Source organism: Cytobacillus sp. IB215316 (genome assembly GCF_033963865.1).
GTDB classification, from domain to species: Bacteria; Bacillota; Bacilli; order Bacillales; family SM2101; genus Nanhaiella; species Nanhaiella sioensis.
In genome coordinates, this window is the sequence record NZ_JAXBMC010000001.1 from 506097 (window position 1) to 530096 (window position 24000).

25 protein-coding genes are annotated in these 24000 nt (G+C 35.7%); 23 read left to right on the forward strand and 2 right to left on the reverse strand.

Going from position 1 to position 24000, the window contains the following annotated elements; genetic code table 11:
* Window positions 1–95: 95 nt before the first annotated feature.
* From SLH48_RS02325 to SLH48_RS02340, 4 genes are all read left to right on the forward strand, one after another.
* Window positions 96–929, forward strand: coding sequence for a biotin/lipoate A/B protein ligase family protein (locus tag SLH48_RS02325; RefSeq protein WP_214480234.1), 834 nt, complete (start codon window positions 96–98; stop codon window positions 927–929).
* Window positions 930–1749: 820 nt separating this feature from the next.
* Window positions 1750–4317 (forward strand): vitamin B12-dependent ribonucleotide reductase, encoded by a 2568-nt coding sequence (locus tag SLH48_RS02330; RefSeq protein WP_320256870.1) that lies wholly within the window; start codon window positions 1750–1752, stop codon window positions 4315–4317.
* A 312-nt stretch (window positions 4318–4629) separates the two neighbouring features.
* Complete coding sequence (mntR, locus tag SLH48_RS02335) at window positions 4630–5058, forward strand: transcriptional regulator MntR (RefSeq protein ID WP_214480232.1); 429 nt, start codon at window positions 4630–4632, stop codon at window positions 5056–5058.
* Between the two features lie 340 nt (window positions 5059–5398).
* Window positions 5399–6280: a patatin-like phospholipase family protein gene (locus SLH48_RS02340; protein ID WP_214480231.1), complete on the forward strand. Its 882-nt coding sequence runs from the start codon at window positions 5399–5401 to the stop codon at window positions 6278–6280.
* Window positions 6281–6351: 71 nt separating this feature from the next.
* Here SLH48_RS02340 and SLH48_RS02345 read toward each other — a convergent pair whose 3' ends face one another.
* Together SLH48_RS02345 and SLH48_RS02350 are read right to left on the reverse strand one after the other, a co-directional pair.
* Window positions 6352–6738 (reverse strand): SA1362 family protein, encoded by a 387-nt coding sequence (locus tag SLH48_RS02345; protein ID WP_320256871.1) that lies wholly within the window; start codon window positions 6736–6738, stop codon window positions 6352–6354.
* 67 nt (window positions 6739–6805) lie between these two features.
* Window positions 6806–7759 carry a DUF1385 domain-containing protein gene (locus SLH48_RS02350; RefSeq protein WP_214480229.1) on the reverse strand — a complete coding sequence of 318 codons (954 nt, stop codon included), beginning with the start codon at window positions 7757–7759 and terminating at the stop codon, window positions 6806–6808.
* A 379-nt stretch (window positions 7760–8138) separates the two neighbouring features.
* Here SLH48_RS02350 and SLH48_RS02355 point away from each other — a divergent pair, with 379 nt between their 5' ends.
* The 19 genes from SLH48_RS02355 (at window position 8139) to SLH48_RS02445 (ending at window position 23305) form a co-directional block, all read left to right on the forward strand.
* Entirely contained in the window at window positions 8139–8660 is a 522-nt protein-coding gene (locus tag SLH48_RS02355) for a YqhR family membrane protein (protein ID WP_320256872.1), read from the forward strand.
* Window positions 8661–8969: 309 nt separating this feature from the next.
* Window positions 8970–9422 (forward strand): type II 3-dehydroquinate dehydratase, encoded by a 453-nt coding sequence (aroQ, locus tag SLH48_RS02360; protein ID WP_320256873.1) that lies wholly within the window; start codon window positions 8970–8972, stop codon window positions 9420–9422.
* Window positions 9415–10476, forward strand: a complete 1062-nt coding sequence (locus SLH48_RS02365) for a Xaa-Pro peptidase family protein (protein WP_320256874.1) — start codon at window positions 9415–9417, stop codon at window positions 10474–10476. The genes aroQ and SLH48_RS02365 overlap by 8 nt, the downstream gene beginning before the upstream one ends.
* A 57-nt stretch (window positions 10477–10533) precedes the next feature.
* Complete coding sequence (gene efp / locus SLH48_RS02370; RefSeq protein ID WP_320207949.1) at window positions 10534–11091, forward strand: elongation factor P; 558 nt, start codon at window positions 10534–10536, stop codon at window positions 11089–11091.
* A 921-nt stretch (window positions 11092–12012) separates the two neighbouring features.
* Window positions 12013–12936 carry a stage III sporulation protein AA gene (gene spoIIIAA, locus SLH48_RS02375; protein ID WP_320256875.1) on the forward strand — a complete coding sequence of 308 codons (924 nt, stop codon included), beginning with the start codon at window positions 12013–12015 and terminating at the stop codon, window positions 12934–12936.
* Window positions 12937–13449: a stage III sporulation protein SpoIIIAB gene (spoIIIAB, locus tag SLH48_RS02380; RefSeq protein ID WP_214480223.1), complete on the forward strand. Its 513-nt coding sequence runs from the start codon at window positions 12937–12939 to the stop codon at window positions 13447–13449.
* A gap of 22 nt (window positions 13450–13471) precedes the next feature.
* On the forward strand, window positions 13472–13678 hold the full coding sequence (spoIIIAC, locus tag SLH48_RS02385) for a stage III sporulation protein AC (RefSeq protein ID WP_214480222.1): 207 nt from the start codon (window positions 13472–13474) through the stop codon (window positions 13676–13678).
* 15 nt (window positions 13679–13693) lie between these two features.
* Window positions 13694–14086 (forward strand): stage III sporulation protein AD, encoded by a 393-nt coding sequence (gene spoIIIAD / locus SLH48_RS02390; RefSeq protein ID WP_320208060.1) that lies wholly within the window; start codon window positions 13694–13696, stop codon window positions 14084–14086.
* Between the two features lie 80 nt (window positions 14087–14166).
* On the forward strand, window positions 14167–15339 hold the full coding sequence (gene spoIIIAE / locus SLH48_RS02395; protein WP_320256876.1) for a stage III sporulation protein AE: 1173 nt from the start codon (window positions 14167–14169) through the stop codon (window positions 15337–15339).
* A gap of 27 nt (window positions 15340–15366) precedes the next feature.
* Complete coding sequence (spoIIIAF, locus tag SLH48_RS02400; RefSeq protein ID WP_214480220.1) at window positions 15367–15963, forward strand: stage III sporulation protein AF; 597 nt, start codon at window positions 15367–15369, stop codon at window positions 15961–15963.
* A gap of 3 nt (window positions 15964–15966) precedes the next feature.
* Window positions 15967–16620 (forward strand): stage III sporulation protein AG, encoded by a 654-nt coding sequence (gene spoIIIAG, locus SLH48_RS02405; RefSeq protein ID WP_214480219.1) that lies wholly within the window; start codon window positions 15967–15969, stop codon window positions 16618–16620.
* Window positions 16621–16624: 4 nt separating this feature from the next.
* Complete coding sequence (locus tag SLH48_RS02410; RefSeq protein ID WP_214480218.1) at window positions 16625–17197, forward strand: SpoIIIAH-like family protein; 573 nt, start codon at window positions 16625–16627, stop codon at window positions 17195–17197.
* Window positions 17198–17435: 238 nt separating this feature from the next.
* Complete coding sequence (gene accB, locus SLH48_RS02415) at window positions 17436–17954, forward strand: acetyl-CoA carboxylase biotin carboxyl carrier protein (RefSeq protein ID WP_320256877.1); 519 nt, start codon at window positions 17436–17438, stop codon at window positions 17952–17954.
* Between the two features lie 55 nt (window positions 17955–18009).
* Window positions 18010–19365, forward strand: coding sequence for an acetyl-CoA carboxylase biotin carboxylase subunit (gene accC / locus SLH48_RS02420; RefSeq protein ID WP_214480216.1), 1356 nt, complete (start codon window positions 18010–18012; stop codon window positions 19363–19365).
* Window positions 19366–19386: 21 nt separating this feature from the next.
* The gene (locus tag SLH48_RS02425) at window positions 19387–19788 is read left to right on the forward strand and encodes an Asp23/Gls24 family envelope stress response protein (RefSeq protein ID WP_320256878.1); all 402 of its coding nucleotides are present in this window, start codon (window positions 19387–19389) and stop codon (window positions 19786–19788) included.
* A gap of 624 nt (window positions 19789–20412) precedes the next feature.
* On the forward strand, window positions 20413–20808 hold the full coding sequence (gene nusB, locus SLH48_RS02430) for a transcription antitermination factor NusB (protein ID WP_214480214.1): 396 nt from the start codon (window positions 20413–20415) through the stop codon (window positions 20806–20808).
* 25 nt (window positions 20809–20833) lie between these two features.
* Window positions 20834–22189 (forward strand): exodeoxyribonuclease VII large subunit, encoded by a 1356-nt coding sequence (xseA, locus tag SLH48_RS02435; RefSeq protein WP_320256879.1) that lies wholly within the window; start codon window positions 20834–20836, stop codon window positions 22187–22189.
* Window positions 22182–22409, forward strand: coding sequence for an exodeoxyribonuclease VII small subunit (locus SLH48_RS02440; protein ID WP_214480212.1), 228 nt, complete (start codon window positions 22182–22184; stop codon window positions 22407–22409). The genes xseA and SLH48_RS02440 overlap by 8 nt, the downstream gene beginning before the upstream one ends.
* Before the next feature lie 5 nt (window positions 22410–22414).
* Entirely contained in the window at window positions 22415–23305 is an 891-nt protein-coding gene (locus SLH48_RS02445) for a polyprenyl synthetase family protein (protein WP_214480211.1), read from the forward strand.
* Window positions 23306–24000 lie beyond the last annotated feature (695 nt).

Genomic DNA, 24000 nt, shown 5'->3' on the forward strand with positions numbered 1-24000 from the left:
GATTAGTAAAGGAAATCCTTATTGCTTTTCAAATATATCTTACATTTGGTAGACTATAGACACGCAAAAGAAAGCTAAATAAAAGAGGTAGAGATATGAAAGAAAAATGGCGGTTTATCGATTCTGGAAATTGTTCACCAGCATTTAATATGGCATTAGATGAAGCATTATTAGAATGGCATAGCCAAGGTAAGATTCCTCCTACCATTCGTTTTTATGGCTGGTCGCCACCAACATTATCAATTGGTTATTTCCAAAAAATAGAGAGAGAAATTGACTTAGATGCTGTAAAAAAACACGGGTTAGGATTTGTAAGAAGGCCTACTGGTGGTAGAGGGGTACTTCATGACAATGAATTAACGTATAGTGTAATTGTTTCAGAGAAATATCCTAATATGCCTCATTCAGTAACTGAAGCATACCGAGTCATATCTGAAGGGCTATTAGAAGGTTTTAAAAAGCTTGGCTTAGATGCATATTTTGCTATTCCAAAATCAGAGGAAGAGCGAAGCAGCTTGAAAAATCCACGATCTTCCGTTTGTTTTGATGCACCTTCTTGGTATGAGTTAGTCGTTGAAGGAAGAAAAGTAGCTGGAAGTGCACAAACGAGACAAAAAGGAGTCATCCTCCAACATGGTTCCATATTGCTTGATTTGGATGAAGATGTACTTTTTAGTCTTTTTAAATATCCTAACGAACGTGTTAAAGAAAGGTTACAAAGACAGTTTAAAAATAAAGCTGTTGCGATCAATGAATTAAGGGAAGAGGAAGTTACAATTGGAGAGGCGAAATCTGCGTTTAAAGCAGGGTTTGCAAAAGGGTTAAATATTGATTTAGAACCGTATCAATTAACGCAAGATGAATTAGCGTATGTAAACGACATAGCAACAAAACGATATGAGAATGATGAATGGAATTTTCGCAAATAACTGAAGGCTCTTTTCCTTATAGGTGTATAGATAACACAACTATTAGTTCTTTATGTGCTAGAAGCAGTTCGAAAATAGTCTCTTTAAATCGCTGTTTTCGCATTAATTATTTCTTTTCGTAATTTAAGCTAAATACGATAATGATGTCTTTTCTTCAGTAAAATGAAGACTAACATATAATTTGATAGCAATAGCAACAAAGTTTTTGAAAAGAGTATATTAAGTTATAGAGGGTAACTCAGGATGACTTGTCTCATACCCTATATGCTGTATATGAAGGAGGTATACACCTTACTCTTATACAAGATATAGGTTATGAGATATGTCTTTCGTTTATGAGTTATCCTCTTTTCATTGGCTTCTTTTGGTTCTTATTCCTAAAATCTAATAAAAACAGTCTATCTATTTTTTTAAAAAAACTACGAACTCTACTTATTTTTGTAGATTGTGCAATAGTGACTTGATAATTCATTGATAGTACAGCCTTTTTACACCACTACTATATATTATTTGGGACATACTTCCTACAGATAAAATAATGCAACTTCTAAATTAGTTAGAAATTCGTATATTAAACTACATATGCGACTGTTTCCTTCATTTTTCTATGAAATGTGTTCTTTTTTTTGTTTGACAAATCATAGAACACTTGACCTAAAATCAACATGTAGTATTAAATGATATAAATGTAACACTATATATTGATCGGTAGACTGAAATATGGTAAATTATCAATGACATCATTTTTAAACATATGAACAATAATACTTCGTGAGAATGTACATACAAAATAGTGATATTAATAAAGGGAGTTGTAGCAATGACTGTTGTGCTAAAAGAGAAAATGAAAGTGAACGTAGAGAGATTAAATAAGGATATTCAACTTTATCCCCAAGTTCATCAAATTTCACCAGACATGAAGTTAACCCACAAAGGGGTTTCAAGGCTCGTAATGCTTGATCGGTACTCGTTTAAAGATACTGAAAAAGTTACTTTATCAGCAGGTGATTTTGTTGTGTTAACGATTAAGGAAGACCCGAAATTTCCTGCCCGTGGCCTTGGGTTTATTGAAGAGATTGATTGGAAGAACAAATTTGCACAAGTAAGGATAGAGGAAGAATATCGTGGTGCACTTGAACGTGCAGAAGAAATTGAAACAGGCATTGTAAAACGCTCACTAGACGTAATTGAAAAGCCGTTGGAGATTTATTATGAGCAAATTGCAAAGCGTAATGCAACTGGGCTTGCATCCGTTGAGTCAACTGAAGAAAAGCGTAAAGAGTGGTTTGAGAAGTATTATGATGAATTAGTTAACCTGAACTTTGTCCCAGCAGGAAGAGTGTTGTATGGTGCAGGTGCTAACACTGATGTGACATATTTTAATTGTTATGTTATGCCATTTGTTCAAGATTCACGTGAAGGTATATCTGAACATCGTAAGCAAGTGATGGAGATTATGAGTCGTGGTGGTGGTGTTGGTACAAACGGTTCCACATTAAGACCCCGCAATACTTTAGCAAAGGGTGTAAACGGTAAGTCATCAGGGTCAGTGTCTTGGTTAGATGATATTGCAAAGCTAACTCACCTTGTTGAGCAAGGGGGATCACGTCGAGGAGCTCAGATGATTATGTTAGCTGATTGGCACCCAGATATTATTGAATTCATTATCTCGAAAATGCAAAATCCACGTATTTTGAGATTTTTATTAGAAAATACAAGTGATGAAACAATTATAAAATGTGCTCAAGATAAACTAAAGTTTAATCGTTTGACAGAGCAGGACAAAGCAATGTATCAAGGGATTGTTAACTATAAAAACATGCCTGGTCTTGGTGGCTTTACAACAGAGATTATTCATGACGCTGAAGAGAAATTACAAGAAAATGGGACTTACAGTGTGCATAACTCAGAGTTTTTAACTGGAGCAAACATTTCAGTATGTTTAACGAAAGAGTTTATGGAAGCAGTTGAAGCAGACGGTGATTATGACCTCAGGTTCCCAGATGTAGAAAGCTATAATGAAAAAGAAATGCAAGAATACAATGAGAATTGGCATAAAATAGGAGATGTGAGAAAGTGGGAAGAATTAGGGTATAAAGTTCGTGTATATCGTAAAATTAAAGCAAAAGAACTTTGGAATTTAATTAATATTTGTGCTACCTACTCTGCCGAACCAGGCATTTTCTTCATAGATAATGCGAATGATATGACTAATGCAAAGGCTTATGGACAACAGGTTGTAGCAACAAACCCTTGTGGAGAACAGCCTCTTGCCCCTTATTCAGTTTGTAACCTTGCAGCTGTTAACTTAGCAGAAATGGCTGATAAAAATACGAAGACTGTGAATTTTGAAAAACTGAAACAAACGGTTGAAGTAGGCGTTAGAATGCAGGACAATGTTATTGATGCTACGCCGTATTTCTTGCAGGAAAATAAGAAACAAGCATTGGGAGAACGTCGTGTCGGTTTAGGAGTTATGGGACTTCATGACCTGCTTATTTATTGTGAAACAGAGTACGGATCAAAGGCTGGTGACGAGCTAATAGATCAGGTATTTGAAGTAATTGCAACAACTGCATATCGCGCTTCAGTGGAACTAGCGCAGGAGAAAGGAAGTTTTCCATTTCTTGTTGGTGAAACTGAAGAAGATACGATTAGATTGCGTACAGCCTTCACAGAAACTGGTTATATGAAACGTATGCCTGAAGATATAAAAGAGAATATTAAAAAATATGGAATTAGGAACTCTCACTTATTAACGGTAGCACCAACAGGAAGTACAGGGACGATGGTTGGTGTATCAACAGGACTTGAACCTTATTTTTCATTCTCTTACTTTAGAAGTGGAAGATTAGGAAAATTTATTGAAGTAAAAGCAGATATCGTTCAAGAGTATTTAGATGAAAATCCACATGTAGATGCTAATGATTTGCCAAACTGGTTTATTTCAGCGATGGAACTTTCTCCACAAGCACATGCGGATGTGCAATGTACTATTCAGCACTGGATTGATAGCTCGATTAGTAAAACAGTAAATGCACCACGTGGATATACTGTTGAGCAAGTTGAGAGGGTATATGAACGCTTATATAAAGGTGGCGCAAAAGGTGGGACTGTTTATGTCGACGGAAGTCGAGATGCACAAGTACTTACTTTAAAAGCAGAAGAAAATACTGTTGATAAGAAAGATGCAGAAATTCCTTCACGAGATTCTGTAAAAAGCCACGTAGTCTTAGTAGATACAATTAATGATTTGCGGTCAACTGATGTAACAATTGGATCTGAAATTGGTAATACATGTCCAGTTTGTCGTAAAGGAACAGTCGAAGACCTTGGGGGCTGTAATACATGTACTAATTGTGGTGCACAATTAAAATGTGGACTATAACGAGATAACACTACTTTATTCAACAAGTTAGCAAGGGTGGATGTTTACATACTCCATCCTTTTTCTTTTAGCAAAGCTCTTTACGTAAATTCTGTTGCTATTGTTATCAAATTAGTACCATAAAAAGTATACAGAAGAAAAGGTGTCACGAACGTAAGTTAACGACTTGTTTATTTGTTAATACGAAAAACAACAATCAATGCGGAAACAGCATATGAAAAAAACAAGTGAAATTCCCTTGTAACACTTCTCCATATATTGTACACTTTTAATGATTATTGTTATAAAAATGGAGTAATTGGAGGGTATATCATGCCTACACCAAGTATGGAAGATTATATAGAACAAATCTATATTTTAATAAAAGATAAGGGTTATGCGAGAGTTTCAGATATTGCCGAAGCTTTGTCTGTACATCCCTCCTCAGTTACAAAAATGGTACAAAAACTAGACAAAGATGAATATCTCATATATGAAAAATATCGAGGATTAATGTTAACCACAAAAGGAAAGAAAATTGGTAAACGCTTAGTTGATCGCCATGAATTGTTAGAACAATTTTTACGAATTATCGGTGTAAATGAAAGTGAAATTTACAATGATGTTGAAGGCATTGAGCATCATTTAAGCTGGAATGCAATAGACCGGATCGGTGACGTCGTACAATATTTTGAAGAAGATGCAAATAGAGTTGAATCTTTAAAGCGTATTCAACAAAAAACAGGTGAGAATCCTTCATAAATTAGAGTAAGAATATACGTATCATCCCCATGTCAACTTAACTAAAAAATGACTTATGTTAGAGAGGCCTTATCTCGATATTCAATCGAGAAGAGGCCTTTAAATTTCTCTTTAAGCATGCTAAAATACACCATTCTAAACTCATAAACTGTTAGGAATGCTTTAATCCCTGCTTTTGAGTGTTCTACATACAATTCCCTTTTTTAAACAACTTTTGATACAAGCGTTATCACGACAATTTTTCTACTTATTAAGAAGATGTATCCGTGCTGTTTTGTTCTAATTGATTCTACTTCTGATTAGACATGTAGAAGATGCATTTCTTTTAGGGGGAGTAGAGATGTATATTGATGGAGTGTTTTCGGGTGGTGGCATAAAAGGGTTTTCATTAATTGGCGCCTATCAAGCAATAGAAGAAAAAGGCTTACACTTCACAAGAGTTGCTGGAACGAGCGCTGGAGCAATTATTGCTGCATTTATTGCTTCCGGATATAGCAGTAAGGAAATACTTTCAATTATGGAGGAAGTAGATGTAAAGACATTTTTAGATGCTCGTAAATCAATTTTGCCTGCTGCAATTGGCAAGTGGATTCAACTCTATTGGAGAATGGGATTGTATAAAGGCGATGAGTTAGAAAAGTGGGTTGGCAGAGAATTAAGGAAAAAAGGTGTACGTACTTTTAGGGATTTACCAAATGGTTCTTTGCGTTTTGTTGCATCAGATTTAACAAATGGAAAAATGCTTGTCTTGCCAAATGATCTTCCTAAATATGGAATGAATCCAGATAGTTTCTCTGTTGCAAAAGCAGTGAGAATGAGTGCTAGCCTACCATATTTTTTTGAACCAGTAAAATTATTAGTAAAAGGAAAACCTGTGATTGTTGATGGAGGAGTTTTAAGTAATTTTCCGATTTTTTTGTTTGATGAAGAAAAGAAACTAAAAAAACGACCTGTACTAGGTATTAAATTAAGTGCGAAAGAGAGTGAACAACAGAATAATAAGATAAATAATGCAATTGAGTTATTTCCAGCATTATTTGAGACAATGAAGGTAGCACATGATGAACGGCACATCTCGCGAAGACACGAAAGAAATATAATCTTTATTCCAATGAATCATACAGTTACAACTGAATTTTCAATATCTGATGAAAAAAAGCAGGAGTTAGTGAAACTTGGGTATGAGCAAACAAGTAGTTTTTTAAAAAAATGGTCCTATTAGTAGTGGTATATAGAAAAGAGAGAAGCTCAAATGCTTAGCTAATAGTTACTAAAAAAAGAAGAACCAAGCTGTTAAAATGATGCTCGGTTCTTCTTTTTTCCTTTTTTTCCTTCTATAACAGTTAAATGTGGATGATTTTTACGCTTTTGAATGTTAGGGTGAGCAGCTTTGTTGGATTGAACAGATTTTGACATTGGTCTAGCTACTTGGTTGTTTCGACTACGTTCATTATATCGCTTGTTTGATTGCTTCACTGCTTTCTTGTATGCAGAATGTTCAGTATTTCTTTTGTTATTACCAGATAGTAACTGCAAAATCATATAAAAAATACCAAAAACAATCAGTCCCGTTATAAGAGTTAAAATAAGTGTTTCAGGTCTATTAAAAAGCACGTACAACAATCCCAGGCCACTTAAACTAATTATTATAATCATTGGTAAAGACGAGCGACGTTGCAACGAATCCACCTCCCTAAACATTCTATATAACTATTGTATTAACCAAAATAGGTCAAGTTGACAAATGTTATACAATTTCTTCAGTTTTATTTATAGCATTAGGGTCATTTTCTAAACGTAATAATTCATTAAATGAAGCAATGGCTACTTCAACTTGACTATCAGTTGGCTCTTTCGTCGTTAGTAATTGCAGCCATAATCCAGGATACCCTAAATAACGAAGCAATGGGATATCGCGTAATTTATTGGTAATTTGCAACACTTCAAACGAAATTCCTAATACTACTGGAATTAATGCGAGTCGATTCACAACTCTAAGCCATAACGGTTCTGTTGCAACAAATGGTAGCATGTAGACAAAAACGCCAACTATCACAGTAAATATAATAAAGCTACTGCCACAACGATAGTGTAGTCTTGATTGATTTTGAACATTTTGGACTGTTAGTGGTAAGTCACTTTCAAATGCATTAATTACTTTATGTTCTGCTCCGTGATATTGAAAAACACGCCTAATGAGAGGAGTTAATGAAATAAAGTAAATATAAGCTAACAGCAATAATAATTTAAAAAATCCTTCAACTAAAATTTGTGATAAATCAGATGAAAAAATTGGACGAGTAAGTTCCGCCAAAAAAACTGGAATCAAAGTAAAAATAAATTTACCAAATAAAAATGATAGAATACCTACTGCGGCAACACCAAGTATCATTGCTAACTTAGACTCAGATTGTGAATGATCAATATTTTCATCTTCACTAGGATCGACATCGTACCTTTCTGTTGAGAAATTAAGATGTTTTGATCCATTTGCACTTGCTTCAAGAATTGCAATAATTCCTCTTAGAAAAGGAATCTTTTTCATTGTCGTTAAAGCTTGTTTTGATTTCCTAGGTAGCCGAAAATATTCAATTGATTGATCTTTTCTTCGTATTGCTGTTACATAGTGACGTTTTCCACCAAACATGACACCTTCTACAACAGCTTGGCCACCGTAAACCGGTTTGTTTTCTTGAGACATTCAATTCACCAACCTAAAAAATTCATTAAGAAACTTCATCCTATATATATTTTACAAGAAAATAATAAAAACCTCTAGGTTGATGTGTCAATTGTTAAGGCTCTTTTCGTAAACTTTGTTGATATTTTTTATTATAGTAGAGCAATTTGAGAGATTTTACACGATTATTAATGTATTAAGAAGAACTCCTTTGCTAAATACATACCTATTTCATATCTGACTAGTATAAAAATCATACGAAAACAAGCGATGTAAATATATTATAACCGTTACAATACATATTTACACATCTCTGCTAAAATTTCCTATTTGTACCACAGTTATAATTTACAAATAGAAAGAAAATGAGGGGATATACTAGTATAAGAGGTGACTATATATGGAATCAGAGCAACAAACATTAGAGCAAAATCAAAAGGAAACCCCGCTGCCACTTGTTACAAAGGTTATAGTAATAGGCTTATGTGGTGGGTTATTATGGAGTTCAATCTCGTACTTGGCGTACATCCTAAATTTTACTGAATTGAGTCCTAACCTTGTGTTATTACCTTGGGCAATAGGAGATTGGAAAAATCAGGTTTTAGGAAATGTGATTGGCATCATTGTTATTGGTCTTTTGTCAATCTTAACAGCATTGCTATATTATGGATTATTTAAGAAATACGACAATCTTTGGGTTGGGATATTATATGGAGTTGGTTTATGGTTACTTGTATTTTATTTATTTAATCCAATATTTCCTGGGTTAAAAGACATGAACGAACTTTCAAGGAACACTGTTATCACTACAATCTGTGTTTACATATTATATGGCGTATTTATCGGATACTCCATTTCTTTTGAAGTGAATGAACTTAATGATCAAAGTCATCCGCAACAACCTTCAACAGAGAACGAATAGTTGTCAAAATATCTCTTTCCATATAATTTTATTCCTATTGAAATAAAATTAAAACAGCAAGTTGAGGCTAAATATGAGTATCCTCTTTTAAAGAGAAGAAAGGACGTCAAGCTTGTAAACGTTTTTTATTTCTTCGAACGAAAAAACCATCAATTGAAAACAGCATTTGTAATCTTTGTGGCTATATTTTAATCAAATAACATTGGTATTAAAGAAAACTCCGTAAAGGAAAAAGCGACTGAAAGAAGCTTCAGTTTATGGTAGAATGTTCTATGATTGAACATTTCTTGTGCAAGGAGATAAAAAGCTATGAATCGAGTCTTACTGATTAACGGACCTAACCTTAATCGGCTTGGTAAAAGGGAACCAACAGTATATGGAGTTGAGACATTAGAATCATTAGAAAAAAAATTAGATATATTTGCAAAGGACCAGCAGGTAGAACTTCATTGCTACCAATCAAATCATGAAGGTGAAATCATAGATAAAATTCATCTTGCAGCAGATAACTATGATGGGGTGATCATTAATCCAGGTGCCTTCACTCATTATAGCTATGCAATTTTAGATGCGATTTCAAGTATCTCTACACCTGTCATAGAGGTCCATATTTCAAATGTTCATGCTCGTGAGTCATTTCGACATGTGTCAGTAACAGCTCCTGCTACAATAGGACAGATTGTTGGCCTTGGTACCTATGGTTATAAACTTGCTTTATTAGCATTAATAGAAAAAATAAGGGGAAGTGAAAATAATGAGTAAATTAACAAAACTCCGCGAACAATTTTCCTCACACGATATTGATGGATTGTTAATTACCAATGACTATAACCGTCGATATATTACAGGTTTTACTGGAACTGCAGGTGTAGCACTAGTTAGCTTACATAAAGCGGTTTTTATTACTGATTTCCGCTATGTTGAACAGGCAAATAAACAGATTCAAGGCTTTGATATTGTTCAGCATACAGCTCCCATTATGGAAGAGGTTGCAAAACAAGCAGGGTTGATGGGGATTAAAAAATTAGGATTCGAACAAGATAACATGACCTTCTCTACATATAAATCATATGAAAAGGAGTGCAGTGCAGAGTTAATTCCTGTTTCAGGTGCGATTGAAAAGTTACGGTTGATAAAGTCGGAGTCTGAGATTAAGATATTAAAGGAAGCTACGCAAATAGCTGATGCTGCCTATAAACATATTTTAGAATATATTAGACCGGGAATTACCGAGTTAGATGTGTCAAATGAGCTTGAATTTTTCATGAGAAAGCAAGGAGCCGTTTCCTCTTCATTTGATATTATTGTGGCTTCTGGTTATCGTTCAGCTTTACCACATGGTGTTGCTAGCGATAAAGTGATTGAAAAAGGGGAGTTTGTTACATTAGATTTTGGAGCTTATTACAAAGGTTATTGTTCGGACATTACAAGAACAGTAGCAGTAGGTGAGGTAAGCGAAGAGCTTAAAAATATTTATCATATCGTTTTAGAAGCACAAATGCGTGGAATGAAAGGAATCAAGCCTGGTATGGCAGGTAAAGAAGCTGATGCATTAACACGTGATTATATTCAGGAAAAAGGTTATGGTGAATATTTTGGACATTCAACAGGTCACGGATTAGGTATGGAAGTACATGAAAGTCCATCTCTTTCTTTTAAATCTGATACAGCACTAGTACCTGGAATGGTCGTCACAGTGGAACCAGGTATATATGTTGCTGGTCTTGGTGGGGTACGAATAGAGGATGATACAGTTATTACTGAGGATGGAAATGAATCACTTTCTCATTCAACAAAAGAGCTAATTATATTGTAACCTTCATTTAATAGGGTTTAACATAGTATATTTACAAAATGGGAGGATATAACAGAGATGATTTCAGTTAATGATTTTAGAACAGGATTAACGGTAGAAGTAGACGGAGGTATATGGAGAGTAATAGATTTCCAACACGTGAAACCAGGAAAAGGAGCAGCGTTTGTTAGATCTAAGCTTCGTAACCTTCGTACAGGTGCTATTCAAGAAAAAACTTTCCGTGCAGGTGAAAAAGTAGGGAAAGCACAAATCGATAATCGCAAAATGCAATATTTATATGCAAATGGTGATCAACATGTATTTATGGATAATCATACTTATGAACAAATTGAGTTACCTGAGACTCAAATCGAATATGAATTGAAATTCTTAAAAGAAAACATGCCAGTTGCTATCATGATGTATCAAGGTGAAACAATCGGAGTAGAACTACCGAACTCTGTAGAATTAGTCGTAACAGAAACAGAACCTGGTATTAAAGGCGATACTGCTTCTGGAGGATCAAAGCCAGCAACTACTGAAACTGGGCTAATTGTTCAAGTTCCATTCTTCGTTAACGAAGGGGATAAGTTAGTCATTAATACTACAGATGGTACTTACGTTTCACGCGCATAATTGTTGAGAGTAATCCAAGCTGATAACCAACCTGAGTTTAAATAATAAAAAATGTAATATTCAACATAAAACACCCATGTACTTGAATCAAGTGTACATGGGTGTTTTTTTGTACGCTTTTTCCGAGATGACTAATCTAACTTAGTGAAAACAGTCGGCTCTGCATTTCAGAATTGTCTAGCTTCGCCTCCGCCTCCTTGCCTCTCAAGGCCACTTCAGCCAAACACCCGAAGTCAAAAAACGCCTTCTATTGTATGGCTTCCAGTGCTTCCGCTTTTCTTCATTGTCCATCTCGAGACCCCATCGGATAGTGTCGCTTCACTCCAACAACCGAAGGTAAAAACCACCTTCATGTGTTGAAGTTCCCGTGCTTGTCGGGGATAAGCGAGTGCCTTCCGCATTTCTATTTGTCTAGCTCCAGCGCATATCCCCTCGAGGTCGCTTCGTCATATCAATCGAAGGCAAAAAGCGCCTTCAAGTGATATAACTCCAGCGCTTGTCGGGGATGAGCAATGCGCTTCCGCTTTTCTTCATTGTCCATCTCCAGACCCCATCGGCTAGAGTCGCTTCACTCCAACAACCGAAGGTAAAAAGCACCTTCATGTGTTGAAGTTCCACTGCTTGTCGCCAATAAGCAAGTGCCTTCCTCTTTTCTATTTGTCTAGCTCCAGCGCATATCCCCTCGAGGTCGCTTCGTCATATCAATCGAAGGCAAAAAGCACCTTCAAGTGATATAACTCCAGCGCTTGTCGGGGATGAGCAATGCGCTTCCGCTTTTCTTCAATAGTTGCAGTCATAAAGTGGTCAAGCTGACCATACATTGTGTTATAAGGACATTCAAGGAGAAGTAGGGTTTTAGCAAATACTCATTTATGAAGAGTATGAAATTATTGGGATGTTCGTTTAATAGGGGGTGGAAAAATGGATGAGGTTTATAATGTGTTGCCACAGTCAATCTCTCTTCTTCTTACAAAATATTCTCCATCGACCCTCAAAAAAATAGAAGAAATACGAGTAAGAGTTACAAAACCACTGGAAGTTATTATTGATGGTAAACCACAGTTTCATCCATATTTGGTTACACATGAGGATGGACGCCAACTTCTAAATAAAATAAGCCAATATTCAATTTATACGTTAGAAGAGGAGCTTAGGAGAGGGTACATTACAATTGAAGGTGGACATCGGGTTGGCTTGGCAGGAAAGGTTATAACAGAAAATGGGAATGTAAAAGCGATTCGAAATGTGTCTTCTTTTAATATTCGAATTGCAAAGCAAAAGATAGGTGTGGCAAATCATTTAACAAATTATTTATATAACAACCGATGGCTAAATACGATTATAATCGGTCCACCGCAGACTGGAAAAACAACTCTACTAAGAGATATTACGCGGTTAATAAGTTTAGGGATAGCTGATGAGAATATCCAGCCATGTAAGGTAGGTATAGTTGATGAACGTTCTGAAATAGCTGGTAGTGTCAATGGTATCCCACAGCATGATCTTGGAGAAAGGGTAGATATCCTTGATGCTTGTCCAAAAGCAGAGGGTATGATGATGATGATTCGTTCTATGAGCCCTGATGTACTAGTAGTGGATGAAATTGGTAGAGTAGAAGATAGTGAGGCGATATTAGAAGCAGTAAACGCAGGGGTGAGATTATTTGTGACTGTGCATGGATACGAATGGCAGGATTTAAAAAAGCGTCCATCTCTTAAGCCCATTCTTGAAATGGAAGTGTTTGATCGGTTTATAGAATTGACGAGAAGGAATGGTCCAGGGACTGTTTCTCGAGTATTGAATGCTAGAGGTGAAAACATCATGAGTAAAGTGAGAGTGACTTAAATGAAGTTTCTTGGTGCAGTGATAATACTAATTGCTTCTACGTGGACAGGTTTTGAAGCTGCTAAGCAATTAACGGAGAGACCACGTCAACTTAGGCAGTTAAAGGTGGCATTACAATCACTCGAGGCAGAAATCATGTATGGTCATCTTCCGCTGCATGATGCAGCTATGAATTTGGCAACTCAACTTCAAAAACCACTCTCCTGGTTGTTTGAGGGTTTTGCGAAAAATCTAGAGGCAAGTGATACAAGTGTAAAAGATGCTTGGAATAAGAGCTTACAGGAAGTATGGAAGTTTACATCTTTAAAAGCAGGAGAAATGGAGATACTTAGGCAATTTGGCGAGACTCTTGGTCAGCACGATCGTACTTCACAACAAAAGCATATACTGTTAGCTTTAAATCATTTAGAAAGAGAAGAGAATGAGGCGAAGGAACAACAGTTACGATATGAAAAAATGGTGAAAAGTTTAGGATTTTTAGGTGGTTTATTACTAATAATTTTATTGCTGTAGTGATTAGGAGGAGAAGTACATCGTGGGCATAGATGTGGATGTCATATTTAAGATAGCTGGCGTAGGTATAGTAGTTGCATTTCTCCATACAATTTTAAAACAAATGGGAAAAGAAGATTACGCACATTGGGTAACCTTATTAGGTTTTGTTTATATTTTGTTTATGGTAGCTTCAATTGTCGATGACTTATTTAAAAAAATTAAGTCAGTCTTTTTGTTTCAAGGGTAAGCGAGGTGTTTAGTCATTGAAATTGTTCAAATTGTTGGTATTGGTTTGATTGCTACGTTCTTAGCGATGATTGTCAATGAACAAAAACCATCATTTGCATTTTTACTCGTTGTGTTTGTTAGCTGTATTATTTTTCTATTTCTAATAGATCAAATCTATGAAGTTATTCGAATGATAGAAAAAATAGCTGTGAATGCTAATGTGAATATGGTATACATCGAAACGATCATGAAGATTATTGGAATTGCATATATAGCAGAATTTGGTGCGCAGATTACTAAAGATGCAGGTCAAGGAGCAATTGCTACTAAGATAGAATTAGCCGGCAAAATATTAATTTTAACGATGGCTATCCCTATTTTAACTGTCATCATTGAAACGATCATAAGATTAATCCCATCAATATGAAACATATGGATAGAGGGGAAATTAAATACCTTGCATGCTAATGTTCTAAAAGAGTTCACTTTGTGTAGGAGGTAAACAAATTGAAGCAACTATGTTTAATATTTTGCGCTTCAGCTTTGTTTTTGTTTTTTTTCTTTCCGAATAATGTACAAGCATCTTCCCCTCAACAAGATTTTGTTGATCAACAGTTGGAGGCACTTGGGATTGAAGAAATTAAACAGTTTTGGGATGAAATAGTGACGAAGTATGGTGGCTTTTTACCTGAAAGCCAAAAAGGTAGTTTTTTTGATTTTGTCCGTGGTGAGAAAGAATTCTCAATTCAACAGTGGTTAATGGGGTTAGTAAAATTTTTATTTTACGAACTTGCCGCAAATGGAAAGCTATTAGGAACTTTACTAATGCTAACAATTTTAAGTATGTTTTTGCAAACAGTTCAAAATGCTTTTGAACAGCAAACGGTTAGTAAAGTGGCTTATGCTCTCGTATATATGGTGCTAATCATCATTGCTTTAAACAGCTTTCATATTGTTATCCAATTTACGAAAGAGGCAATAGAAGTCATGACGAATTTCATGATTGCGTTAATTCCGCTTTTACTAGCACTAATTGCTACTTCTGGAGGCATTATCTCAGCTGCTTTTTTTCATCCGATCATTCTTTTTTTGATGAACACAAGTGGTTTATTAATAAATTATATTGTGCTACCCCTATTATTCTTATCTGCATTATTAAGTATTGTAAGTACACTAACTGACCATTATAAAGTAACGCAGTTGGCTCAATTGTTAAAAAGCATAAGCATTGGTTTACTCGGTACTTTTTTAACTGTATTTCTAGGCGTTATTTCAGTTCAAGGATCATCCTCTGCGGTGACAGATGGAATCACTATTCGTACTGCTAAATTTGTAACAAACAATTTTGTCCCTGTCATTGGTCGGATCTTCACTGAAACGACTGATACAGTCATAAGTGCATCTTTACTATTAAAAAACACTGTCGGTATAGTTGGAGTAGCAATATTGTTATTAATTGCGGTATTCCCAGCGCTGAAAATATTATCAATAGCAGTTATTTATAAATTGACTGCAGCTTTGATACAACCTATTGGCGGTGGTCCTGTTATAGATTGCTTAGATATTATTAGCAAAAGTATTATCTATATTTTTGCTGCTTTAGCAATCGTATCACTTATGTTTTTTCTAAGTATTACAGTAATTATTGCAGTTGGAAATATGACTATGATGGTGAGGTAGTTTTTTATAGCTGATGAGGTGAATGATGTGGAGTTTTTGCTTGAATGGATTACAAATGTCATCTTGTTTCTTCTTCTTGCAACAGTCATAGATTTATTAATTCCGGATACTAGCATACAAAAATATGTCAAAATGGTCACTGGTTTATTATTAATTACAATTATAATTACCCCACTTCTTCAACTACTGTCAACAGACATCGACCAAATCTTTTCATCAATGAATACAAAATCAGAGTTTCAAGAAGAAATGTTAGAAAATGAAATTGAAATGAAGAAAAAAGAAATACAAGCATCACATCGTGCATATATTTTAGAACAAACGGCTGTCCAAATGAAAGAAGATGTGGAAGAGGAGTTGATAGAAACGTATGGATACATGATTCAAGATATAGAAATCTTTCTTACTGATGACACAGTAACCGGAGTCGAAGTGATGGTGACAAAATATCATGCAGATGGAGTTACAGTTCCAGTTGTGAAATCAATTAGTATAAATACCTCCCAACCAATGAAGAAAAATAACAAGTCAGTAGCAGAACAAGATATTTCTAAGCATTTATCGGACGCATGGGAAATTGATTCAGAACTCATACATGTACAAATGGAAGGGGGGAGTAGTTAACAAGTGGAGAAAAATAGAGGGTTTATACAATGGATACAAAACTTCCTTTCAAAAAATAATGGTAGCAATGATAAAACAAAATCTAAGTATATATATGTACTTATATTGTTAGTATTGGGTGTCGTTTTAATACTATTAAATAATGTGATGTTTCCTAGTGAAGAAGCTTCATATACGAATCCATCTTTGTTAACTGAAGAGCAAAAGGATACACCTGTTTTTGGCGCGAAAAATACGCAAGATGAATCAATGAGTGATTATGAGACGAACTATGAAAATCAATTAAAGGATCTATTAGAACAGGTAGAGGGTGTAGGAGATGTAGCAGTTAGTGTTAACTTAGACTCAACTGAAATAAATGTGCTAGAGAAAAGCACTACAACATCGACCCAAACGACAAAAGAGACTGATAGAGAAGGTGGAAAAAGAGAAGTAGAAGATTGGTCTGTTGATGAACAAGCCATAATTATACGAGACGGTGAGAAGGAGACACCTATTGTTTTAACAACGAAAAAGCCTAAAGTTCGTGGGGTTCTAGTAGTTGCGAAGTTAGAAGATATGCAAGCTAAAAAAAGGGTGAAGGATGCAGTTATAAAATTGTTAGATGTACCTAGTCATAGAGTAGAAGTATTGCCGAAAAAATCTGAGGGGGAATGAGTAGATGCTTTTAAAAAAACAAACTGTATGGTTGTTAACGATGGTGGCTTTGGTTCTAATATTATCTGTATATTATATTACTAGTGATGGCGGAACGAGAAATGATTTAGCTTTTATTAATCAAGAGATGGTAGAAGAAGAACAATCTGGAACTGTAGTAGAAATTAGTGAACAAGGAAGTATGAGCGATATGGTAGAAGGATTGGAAGAAGATTCTCTTACTTTGTCTGCTGACGATTGGATTATAGCAAAACGCATGCAGCTACAAGATATAAGAAGTAAAGAGATGGAGAAATTACAAGACATTGCAGCTTCAAAAACTGCCACGATTGCTCAAATTAACGAGGCAGCAAGTAAACTTGAGGAACTTGAAACATTAAGTGCAAAAGAAGATACATTAGAAGTGTTAATTGAGTCCATGGGCTATGTTGCTGCACTTGTTGAGACAAATGGAAATAATGTGGAAGTAACTGTGCAGGCAGAAGCTTTATCTGCGAGCGAGGCTAATGCGATCATCAAGAAGGTGAATGAGGAATTTCAAGAAAGGAAAGATGTGCTAGTTAAGCACAATCCATAAAAAACAACATCGGTAACTGATTGATAGTATTTGTAAAGGTAATATAAATGTAAGTGGAAAAATATTTTTTAACCCAGCCGGCATAAGCGCCAGCTGGGTTTTTACGTACTTTAAAGAAAATAGTGTAGAATAATTTTTATACGAATGTTGTTAAACTGTTGAATTGAAATAGGTGTCTATCGTATGATGATGGTATGAGATACTAGAAACAAGTATAAGTTAAATAAGGAGTGCTCATATGTTGAAAATTCAAGAGATTCGAGAATTAATTAAACTAGTTGACCAATCAAATATTGACGAATTTGTTTATGAGAATGAAGGTTCAAAAATTAAAATGAAAAAACAAGGGACCGTTACTAAACAAATCATTAGTAACATTGCAGTTGAGGAAGCGCAAAAGCATCAACCTGTTGCACCAACAACTGAACTAAGTTCAAGTCCGGTGTCAGAAGTTACCGCTGAAAGCAGTAACGTTCGCGTGGAAAAAGAAAGAAAAGATATTGAAGAACATACAGATTTACATAAGATTACTTCTCCAATGGTTGGAACTTTTTATGCTGCTCCATCACCTGATAGTGACAAATACGTTTCAGTAGGTGATAGTGTGCAAAACAACACAGTAGTTTGTATTGTAGAGGCAATGAAGTTATTTAATGAAATTGAAGCAGAAGTAAAAGGAGAAATCGTAGACATTCTTGCAGAAGATGGCCAACTTGTAGAATATGGTCAGCCCTTGTTCCTTGTGAAGCCTGTGTAAGTGAGTTTTCAATAAGAGAACAAAGAGGATGGAGTAGAACAGGAGAGAATGACGAATGATAAAAAAATTATTAATTGCAAACAGGGGTGAAATTGCTGTACGCATCATTCGAGCATGTACAGAGTTGGGAATAGAAACTGTTGCAGTATTTTCTGAGGCTGACCGTGACGCATTACATGTACAAATGGCAGACGAGGCTTATTGTATTGGACCTACCGCGTCAAAAGATAGCTATTTAAATTTTACAAATATTATTAGTGTAGCAACACTTACAGGTAGTGATGCTATTCATCCTGGCTACGGTTTTTTAGCTGAAAATGCAGATTTCGCAGATCTATGCAGGGAATGTAATATTACATTTGTTGGTCCAAGCCCAGAAGCGATCAACAAAATGGGTACTAAGGATGTAGCTAGAGAGACTATGAAGGAAGCTGATGTTCCAATTGTACCTGGGTCCCAAGGTATAATTAATAGTACGGATGAAGCAGTACGATTAGCTAACGACATTGGATATCCTGTTATTATCAAAGCGACAGCGGGTGGTGGAGGAAAAGGCATTCGTGTCGCAGAAGATGAACAAGAATTAATAAATGGTATCAACATTACTCAACAAGAGGCAGCTACTGCGTTTGGGAATCCTGGAGTTTATATTGAAAAATATGTTCAAGATTTTCGTCATGTAGAGATTCAAGTATTAGCCGATAACTATGGAAATGTCATTCATTTAGGTGAACGTGATTGTTCGATTCAACGTCGTCTCCAAAAGCTTGTAGAGGAAACACCGTCACCTGCACTAAATGAAGAAATACGTGAACGAATGGGAAGTGCAGCAGTTAAAGCGGCTGCAGCTGTAAACTATTCAGGAGCAGGAACGGTAGAGTTTATTTTTGACTATAACGAAAACGCGTTCTACTTCATGGAAATGAATACGAGGATTCAAGTTGAGCATCCAGTTACAGAGATGGTAACAGGAGTTGATTTAATAAAAGAACAAATCCGTGTAGCTTCTGGAGAAAAGCTTGCATACACTCAAGAAGACATTACATATACTGGATGGTCAATTGAATGTAGGATAAATGCAGAAAATCCTGAGAAGAACTTTATGCCTTCACCTGGAAGAATTAACATGTACTTACCGCCAGGAGGCTACGGGGTTCGTGTAGATTCGGCAGCATATCCTGGGTATATGATTCCACCATATTATGACTCAATGATAGCAAAATTAATTACCTATGGAAAAACTAGAGATGAAGCAATTGATAGAATGAAAAGGGCATTAAAGGAATTTGTAATCGAAGGAGTTCATACAACTATACCTTTTCATATGAATTTGTTAGAACATGAAAAATTTGTAGAAGGAAATTTTAATACTAAATTTCTTGAATTATATGATGTAATGGGCAATAAATAAAAATATAGGAGGTGTATTAAAATGGAAAGCAACTTATTAGAAATGAACCAAGGGAATAATAGTTTAGGGAAAATCGAAATTGCTCCTGAAGTAATTGAGGTTATAGCAGGCATAGCTGCATCTGAGATTGAGGGTATTGCACAAATGCGAGGAAACTTTGCTTCTGGAGTAGTTGAGAGGCTAGGTATAAAAAATCATGGTAAAGGTGTTAAGGTTGAACTCACTGAAGAGGGTGTTTCAATAGACGTGTACTGTATGGTGAAGTTTGGAGTTTCGATCCCGAGTATAGCTCATCAAGTACAAGACAACGTGCGTCAGACACTATTGAATATGACTGCTTTGGATGTTGATGAAGTTAACATTCACGTAGTAGGAGTTCAATTTGAGAACCCTACACAAGAGACTGAAATAGAAGAACTTTAATACAGCTACAAACTATTGTTATTATCGTTTGAAAAATTAACTAATGACTAAAAAGGGTCAAACCCGCTACCTACCTTTGTATAATGAGTGATTCTGAAGATATTATACAAGGTTTTAGGAGTAATGTGGTTTGATCCTTATTTTTGCGTTTTTTAGTATATGTTAGAGTGTGTTATTGACCTTAGTTTCAATGAGATGGAATACAAACTTCGACTGCTTACTTGATGTTCAAATATAGTGTAGTGAATCAACTTCAGAGCTCATCCAGGGGGTTAGGGTAAACACATTTTATCGTATCCAAGAATTGCAGATGTTTTTCGTATTAGTGATCTAGTACGATGTGCAACCTGCTCGGGGTCATAAAGGCTCAAGAAGGTTAAAGAAACAATCTTCCACTAGTCTTTTTTTTGCTCGTCACCACTCTTTTCTTGGTGTCTAGCTCCAGTATATGTCTTCAGCGCTTGTCAGGGATGATCAATGCTCTTCTACTTTAGGTGATTGTACTAAGGTATTTGAATTGTGTTATGATCATGTTATGATAAATCGACAATATAGTTACTATTTGACAACATTCATAAAATAATGGTACGTGTTGTAGTAAAGTTTATAAAGGAGAAGGAAGTTATGAAACGTCGTACTGCTAGAAAAAAGGCACTACAAGCATTATTTCAAATTGACATAAGTGATATTGAATCAAAGGAAGCTATTGACAATGTAATTGGTGAACAACATAGCGATCCTTTCCTAGAAGAAATAGTCATAGGTGTAGCAAAGCACCAGGCTGAGATAGATGAACATATTCGTAAGCATTTAGAGAATTGGACGATAGAACGGGTAGCAAATGTTGATCGGTCCATATTACGCATTGCGGTGTTTGAAATGATGTATATAGATGAAATACCAACAAACGTAAGTATTGATGAGGCAATTGAATTAGGCAAGCTTTTTGGCGATGAACAGTCTGGGAAATTTATAAATGGTGTGTTATCAAAAATAAGTAATTCGATAAATAGGACATAACAATATTCCAAGGGGTTTTTGTTATATGGGTGAAAAAAAATTTGTAACAGTAACTGCGTTAACAAAATATGTGAAACGTAAGTTTGATGTTGACCCTCATTTACAAGATATATGGGTAAAAGGTGAAATTTCAAACTTCACCTTGCATAGCCGTGGACATATGTATTTCACCTTAAAAGATGAGGGAGCAAAGATTCAAGCAGTCATGTTTGCTAAACAAAATCGTACGTTAAAATATAAACCTGAAAATGGTATGAAGGTGTTACTCAGGGGAGAAATATCGGTATATCAATCCAGTGGATCATATCAGATCTACGTTAAAGAAATGGAACCTGATGGCATAGGTAGCTTGTATACTGCATTTGAAGAACTAAAAAAAAGGCTTGATGAGGAAGGGCTATTTTTATCTAAGCACAAAAAAAATATTCCTAAGTTTCCACGATACATTGGTGTTATAACATCCCCGACTGGAGCTGCAGTTAGAGATATATTAACTACTATTAAAAGGCGTTATCCTATAGCGAATGTAATAATATTACCAGCTCTTGTACAAGGTGAATATGCACCACAATCACTAGTTGAAAAAATAAAATATGCGAATCAACTAGCATATTTAGATGTATTAATCCTTGGTAGAGGTGGGGGCTCAATTGAAGAATTATGGGCGTTTAACGAGGAAAGCGTTGCAAGAGAAATCTTTGCTTCATCGATACCAGTCATCTCTGCTGTAGGTCATGAGACAGATTTTACGATTTCAGATTTTGTTGCAGATTTAAGAGCACCTACTCCCACAGGAGCAGCTGAAATGGCAGTGCCTAAATTATCCGACGTTGCTGAACGGTTATCACAAAATAAAGTCCGTCTTATAAAGTTGATGAAACAAAGGCTAGTTAATGAAGCAGATCAATTAAATCATATGAAAAAATCATATGCATTTCGGTACCCACAACAACTCTATGCCCAAAAAAACCAAGAGCTTGATCGCATGCTAGAACAGCTTAAACGTACAGCTAGCCGATTAGTTAGTGTGAAACAAGACAGTGCCGAGCATTTAATGAAACGTTTAATCCAAAAGCATCCTAAAGAATTAATTCATAAAGCATTGGAGCAACATTCTTTAACAACAAAAGCTCTCCAAAAAGAAATACAAAATGTTGTAAAGCAAAAGCAACTCTTATTTACCTCTAATGTTTCTAAATTAGATGCTTTAAGTCCACTGAAAGTAATGGATAGAGGATTTAGCCTAGTTTATGATAAAAATGATCTTATAGTAAAAAGTGTTGAAAGAGTAAAAGTGAATGATAGCCTAACAATACAAATGAAAGATGGTAAAGTAGCTTGTGAAGTTTGCAGTGTAGAGGAGCGAATGATAGATGAATAAGGAGATAACATTTGAACAAGCAATGGAGCAGCTTGAAAAGATTGTTGAGAAACTTGAAGAAGGAGATGTTCCTCTGGAGGAGGCAATTGATTTCTTTAAAGAAGGTATGAAACTTTCATCATTTTGTCATGAAAAACTACAAAATGTAGAAAAACAAATGGATCAAATACTTCGTGAAGACGGTGAGCTTGAACCTTTCACTATTCGAGAGGATGAGTGACATACATGCAAGTAGAAGTAGCAGAATATTTGTCGGAACAAAAAAAAGTTATTGAAAAAAATTTATTAACTGGCATACAAGCATTGTCCTCACCTGACATTTTAAAGGAATCTATGAATTATTCTCTTCAAGCTGGTGGAAAAAGGCTAAGACCAATGTTGTTACTTGCTACATTACGTGCTTTTAACAAAAATGAAGATCTTGGAATTGATGTGGCTGTTGCAATAGAATTAATACATACATACTCACTAGTTCATGATGATCTCCCAAGCATGGATGATGATGATTTGCGTAGAGGAAACCCTACGAATCATAAAGTGTTTGGTGAAGCTATGGCTATTTTAGCAGGAGATGCATTGTTGACATATAGTTTCCAATTAATTGCTGACATAAACCATCCATCGGTATCACCTGAAGTCAAGTTGTTACTTATATCAAAGCTCGCTCAAGCTGCAGGGCCCGAAGGTATGGTTGGTGGTCAAGTTGCTGACATACAAAGTGAAGGAAAAACACCTTCAATCGAGACGTTGGAATATATTCATAAGCACAAAACAGGTAAGCTCCTTGCTTACAGTGTGATTGCTGGAGCTATACTTGCAGGAGCATCAGATGCGCAATTAAGTGTTCTGAAAGAATTCGCAATGCATATTGGATTGGCATTTCAAATAAGGGATGACATATTAGATATTGAAGGTTCTGAGGACAAAATAGGGAAGCCTATAGGTAGTGATGAAGAACTGGATAAGATGACATACCCAGCTTTATTAACCTTGAGTGGTGCAAAAGAAAAACTGTCTTTCCACATCACTCATGCAAAGTTTAAATTACAGCAAGCGAATATCAATCATGATATTCTAGAATATATATGTGATCTTATTGCAACTAGGGAAAATTAAGCTTAAAATTACGATCAATTGAGAAATACTTAATTTTATGGTATATTTAATTTTAGCTAGGGGTGGTGCAGTATTCTAGTCAAACCACCGTTCCTGAAGGCGGGCCTAAAAATCCGCCAAAGGGCATATCGATGAAGTTCCTTGTGTCGGCTTGAGGCGCCCAGCCTTGGGTTGGTGCTGGGAGTTAAGGTTGCTGGGCGATCCACAATGGCATGTGGGCGTTGACCCAGCTTCCGCGGAGGCCCATACTTGTAGATTTATTAAATCTATGGGATGGGGAATGAACCTGTCACTGTAAGTCAAATTACAAGCAGCGTAGCCTGCCTTGAGTGGAGTTTGAGGGGATTATGGTTTAAGGTATACATCAGTTGGCCATTGATATATGCCTCATCAGTCCATATGAAATCATCTCTGCAAAAGAGGATAAGGATTTGGTTAAGGTTTGTTGAGGAAAACTCCTAGACTGTTCCATTGACATGAAAAGAGGATTATAGTACGGACTAAGTGGTAATCCAGTCTAGCATATGGTGACATAGCTAAAACAAGTTTGAAGGGAAACCGCCAAAGTGGCAACGCTTGGTACTTGCTTGGGAAAACCTACTGGACCTAAGCCGTAATTTTTACTCTTTTCATGACCACCCTACTATACATAATAAATTGACATTTATGTTTGAATATAAGATAGGAAATACGAT